This window comes from Methylobacterium sp. WL116 (assembly GCF_008039455.1).
Taxonomy (GTDB): Bacteria; Pseudomonadota; Alphaproteobacteria; order Rhizobiales; family Beijerinckiaceae; genus Methylobacterium.
The window spans coordinates 1-4,542 of record NZ_VRUV01000377.1 but is presented as its reverse complement, the minus strand read 5'-3'; the positions used below and the strand labels follow the sequence as shown (position 1 = coordinate 4,542).

Annotated in this window: 3 protein-coding genes, 1 tRNA gene and 1 pseudogene; 1 reads left to right on the top strand and 4 read right to left on the bottom strand. The window is 71.4% G+C overall.

The window, feature by feature from the left end:
- Nucleotides 1-568: 568 nt before the first annotated feature.
- Both FV223_RS20845 and FV223_RS20840 read right to left on the bottom strand, forming a co-directional pair.
- Nucleotides 569-653, bottom strand: a tRNA-Leu gene (locus FV223_RS20845).
- A gap of 145 nt (nt 654-798) precedes the next feature.
- On the bottom strand, nt 799-1,107 hold the full coding sequence (locus FV223_RS20840) for a FliM/FliN family flagellar motor switch protein (RefSeq protein WP_147728794.1): 309 nt from the start codon (nt 1,105-1,107) through the stop codon (nt 799-801).
- Nucleotides 1,108-1,183: 76 nt separating this feature from the next.
- Between FV223_RS20840 and lipB the strand changes: the two genes are divergently transcribed.
- Complete coding sequence (gene lipB, locus FV223_RS20835) at nt 1,184-1,915, top strand: lipoyl(octanoyl) transferase LipB (RefSeq protein WP_147728793.1); 732 nt, start codon at nt 1,184-1,186, stop codon at nt 1,913-1,915.
- Nucleotides 1,916-1,918: 3 nt separating this feature from the next.
- Here lipB and FV223_RS20830 read toward each other — a convergent pair whose 3' ends face one another.
- Complete coding sequence (locus tag FV223_RS20830) at nt 1,919-4,018, bottom strand: carbohydrate porin (protein WP_147728795.1); 2,100 nt, start codon at nt 4,016-4,018, stop codon at nt 1,919-1,921.
- Between the two features lie 181 nt (nt 4,019-4,199).
- Nucleotides 4,200-4,433, bottom strand: a pseudogene (locus FV223_RS20825) (rhodanese-like domain-containing protein); the annotation flags it as partial.
- Between the last annotated feature and the right edge of the window lie 109 nt (nt 4,434-4,542).

Genomic DNA, 4,542 nt, shown 5'->3' with positions numbered 1-4,542 from the left:
GCACCGAGGAGTGCGCCCGCGGCGAGCCCGCCGATCAGGCCGGCCGCGAGGGCACCGCCGCCCCGAGCCTCGGCTGCGGTGGTTCCGAACCCACTCGCCGCGAAGAGCACGGCGGCTGTGACGGCAGCAATCTTCTTCATCGCCCATCTCCTGACACGTCGCGGGGCCGGCATTGTGCCGAAGCCCCGGTCTCGACTGTCAGGAGAAGAATGGCAGGGTATCCCTGGACCGACGCTGAAGCCCGTCGGCAGCAAGCGTTCAGCTTCCTCGACCGCGGTGGGCGAACGCCGCCCGGCGGCGCCGAAATGCCGGCGGAGAAGATCGCAGGATAGACGACGTCAGCAGGACGCCGCGACGCATCGGCCGCGCACGAGATCTATCGATCATCGGCGTTTCAGGAGCGCTTATCAGTCAGCCGTGATGTCCGTGCGGAGAATCAGGGCCCGGCGTTCGGGCGCCTTCGAATGCGGGCTCTCGTGTGAGCCGCGAAGGGCGCCGTCGTCGAAGAGCGCGGCCGCCCACAACCCGTTTTCATGCACCGACGCTTCGACGTACGACATCGAAACGTTGGTGCGGCCAAGAGGACTCGAACCTCCACCCCTTGCAGGACTAGCACCTCAAGCTAGCGCGTCTACCAATTCCGCCATGGCCGCATCGGCACCCGTCGGGTCCCGTTCGCTTCTCCGAGATCCGGGTCCGCTGCGGCGGCCGGCGTCTCGGGTGAGCGGCGCAGCGGATACCAGATCGATCCCGATCCGACAAGCGCCGCAGCGCGGCAATTCGGTGCCGCGGCCGAAGTTATGATGCCGGCTCCAGGCGGCTTTCCAGGAACGGCACGGCGCCGTCGCCGATGGTGACGCCCGGCGTGCGCACCGAATCCGCCTTGCGGATCAGCTCCGTCACCTCGATCGAGATGCGGTTGCCGGTCACCACGATCTGGCCGCGGGCCACGGGATGGTCGTTGGCGAGGATCTCGACCAGGTCGGTCTCGGTCGCCTCCAGCTCGATCACCGCGCCGCGTCCCATGCGCAGCAGCATGTGCAGCGGCATGCGGGAGCGCCCGAGCACCACCGTGAGATCGACCTTGAGGTCTTCCAGAACCGCCACGCGTCCACCGCCCCTATGCGCCTTGCCACCGGCACGGACCGGTGGAAGGAGAGCATTCCCGACGAAGGGTGAAGCCTTGGTAAACACCGCGCACCGTCTCGCGATCGCGCCCGACACCTTCCTGCCGCGGGCGGGCTCTCCGCCGGTGGGCTGGCGGATCAGCGACGCGCCGGTCGCGTACGAGGAAGCCGTCGCGTGGATGGAGGCCCGCGCCGAGGCGATCGCGCGCGGGCTGGCGCCGGAATGCGTCTGGCTGCTGGAGCACCCGGCGCTCTACACCGCCGGCACCTCGGCCCGCGAGGCCGACCTCGTCGCGCCGGCGCGGCTGCCGGTGTACCGGACCGGGCGGGGCGGGCAGTACACCTATCACGGCCCCGGCCAGCGGGTCGCCTACGTGATGCTCGACCTCAACCGCCGCCGCACGGACCTGCGCGCCTACGTCGCCTGCCTGGAAGCCTGGATCATCGCGACGCTCGAGGCCTTCAACGTCCGGGCCGAACGCCGCGAGGACCGCGTCGGCGTGTGGGTGCGGCGGCCGGAGAAGGGCCAGGAGAACGGAGACGCCGTCGAGGACAAGATCGCGGCGATCGGCATCCGCGTGCGGCGCTGGGTCAGCTTCCACGGGATCAGCCTCAACGTCGAGCCCGACCTCGCGGACTTTTCCGGCATCGTCCCCTGCGGCATCCGCGGCCACGGCGTGACCAGCCTGGCCGACCTCGGCCGCATCGTCGCGATGCCGGAGGTCGACATGCAGCTGCGGGCCGGGTTCGAGGCGGTGTTCGGGGCGACCGTGGACGAGGCGGAATAGCGATCAGAAATCCGCGTGCAGCCGGGTGGCGAAGAAGTCCGCCGGGCCCCGGTCGCGGTTGTAGGCGGGGTTGATCACCCGCTGATAGTCGAAGGTCAGGGTCACGGTCTTGGTCAGGCCGATGGCGTAGTAGGCCTCGAGCGCCCGCTCGGGGGCGTAGTTCAGGCGCCCGTCGCCGATCAGCAGGCCGAGGCCGCCGGTGGCGAAGTAGGCCTGGTGCGCCTCGGTGAGGCCGTTCACCGTGGCGCCGAGGCCGACCGTGTCGCCTGCCCGGCCCCAGGCGGTCCCCTTGAGCGAGACGCCGCCCGACGCGCTCCGGTCGACGTCGGTGAAGGACAGGCTCTCGTTGCGCCCGTCCGACAGGCTGACGCGGGCGAAGACGCCGAGATCGGCCGTGACCGCCTGCTCGAGGTTGACGTAGCCGCCGGTCTTGCGCCGCGGGCGGCGGGTGGCGGCGACCGCGTCGTTGACGTCGTCGAAGACGCCCAACTGCGTCAGCGCGACGACCTGCCGATAGCGCGCGGTGTTGCCCTGGTTCGAGAAGAAGCCGATCCGCACCCGGCCCGGCTGCTCCAGCGCGGGCAGGACGTAGCGCCCCTCGAACTCGATGTTGGCGCCCTGGCGGTCGAACACCCGCGGGTCGAGCACGTCGCTCGACGGTTCCTTGGGCACCTGCGTGTAGGCGGCGCGCACCGCGAACTCGGCGCGGTTGTACTCGACGTAGACGCCTTGCGTGAAGCCGGGGAGGTTGGCCGGGAAGTCCCAGGCCGAGGCCGCCCAGAGCGACCAGTTCATGAAGTCGACGCGCGGATCGTGGGCGTAGACGTTGCCGTCGAAGAAGTCGCCGAGCGCGAACTTGCCGGCGACCACCGTGATCCGCTCGACGTCGCGGCGCGTGGCGACCTGGTTCGGGCCGTCGGGCACGTCCTCGGTCTCGCCGCCGAGGCCGAAGGTCTGGCGCACGAAGTAGCGGTTCGAGCGCAGCTTCGGGAACGGGGCGCCGGCCTTCTGCGCCTCGCCGTTGACGAAGCCGGCGACGCCCAGGGTCCGCGACAGGCCGAAGCCCTGGCTGAATTCCGGGTTGTAGTAGAGCTCGGTGCCCTCCCACAGCTTGAAGCCGACGAAGGCGGTCGCCGTCGTGGTCGCCTGGGCCTGGTGCGGCACCAGGCTGTTCGGGCCGAGATAGGGCGAGCGGAACCCGGTCACGCCCTGGTTGATGAAGGTGGTCTGGCCGTGGAGCGAGAACCGGCCGGTGTCGCCGTTGTCGGGGTCGTGCGGGGCCGCCTCGTCGGGCTCGGGCGGCAGCCGCAGCCCCGCCGGATACCAGGACAGCCGCGCCAGCATCTGGTTGGAGGTGACGTGCGCCTGCGTCGACACCGGGCCGAGGCCGGGCACCGCGCCGAGGTCGAACCGCCCGGTGCTGCCGAGATCGATGTAGCGGTAGTCGAGGCCGAGGGCGAGGTGCTCGGTGATCGCGTACTGGACGCCGGCCCCGAGGGTGAACCCGAGGGTTCCCCGGTCGGTCCTGGCCGTCGCGGCGGGACCGCCGGCACGGTCCGGATAGGTGGCGAGGAACCGCGTCTCGGCGCCGGCGAGGCCGAAGGTCGCGTAGATCAGCGCGCGCTCGAAGGCGAAGCCGAGGCGGGCGCGCAGGGCGCCGTAGAGGTCGGTCTTGGCGCGGATGACGTCGAAGACCGGGTCGAACCCCTCGTAGCCGAAGCCGGCGGCGGTCGAGGCGACTGGGCGCTTGAGGTTGGCGCCGGCGATGTCCGCCTCCAGGCCGTAGAGCCACGGGCCGGCCTGCCAGTTCCAGCCGCCGAACACGCCGCCGACGGCGGTGGTCGCCTCGCGGCTGCGGTCGGCGCGGCCGGTGGCATCCCCGGTCTTGAACGGCGGCACGGGGCGTCCGCCGATCGTGGTCGATTCGAAGCCGAGGGCGCCGAAGGAGCCGCCGGCACTGCCCTCGAGCCCGAGATAGCCCCCCGACCAGTCGACGAAGGCGGGCGCCGGCGCGCGCGCGACCGCGAGATCGGCGCCGAAGGCCTGCGCCGGAAGGAGGCAGGCACCGATCAGCCAGGCCGCGCGGCGACCGGCGACGCCCATCGATCCGGCGCTGTCCGCCTCGCCCCGATGCCGCATCGCCCTGATCCCCCGCACGTTCCGATGCGAGGTATAGCATTGGCTATAACTGCGGCAATCCCGGCCCTGCCGGCCTGCGCATTCCCGATCGCGACGTTGCAAAAATGCCCCGCGCTCGATGACGCGCGGATGACGCCGGTGTCGGTCAGGCCGGGCCCGTCGCGACGGGACGGCTCGGATCGCCCCCCCACTCGGACCACGACCCGTCGTAGAGCGCGCGGGCTGGGCGGCCGAGGCGGTCCAGCGCCAAGGCGACGATCGCCGCGGTGACGCCTGAGCCGCAGGTGGTGACGATCGGCCGGTCGGGGTCGACGCCGTTCTCGGCGAAGACCGCGCGGAGCGCGTCCGGCGCCTTGAGGTGCCCGTCGGTCAGCAGCGCACCGTTCGGCGGGGCGTGCATCCGTCTCCACCCTGTGATTGAGTGGCGCCGACATCGCCCGCAACGACTCCCCGGACGCATCATGGCGGCGAGCCGCGGGTCCGCGACC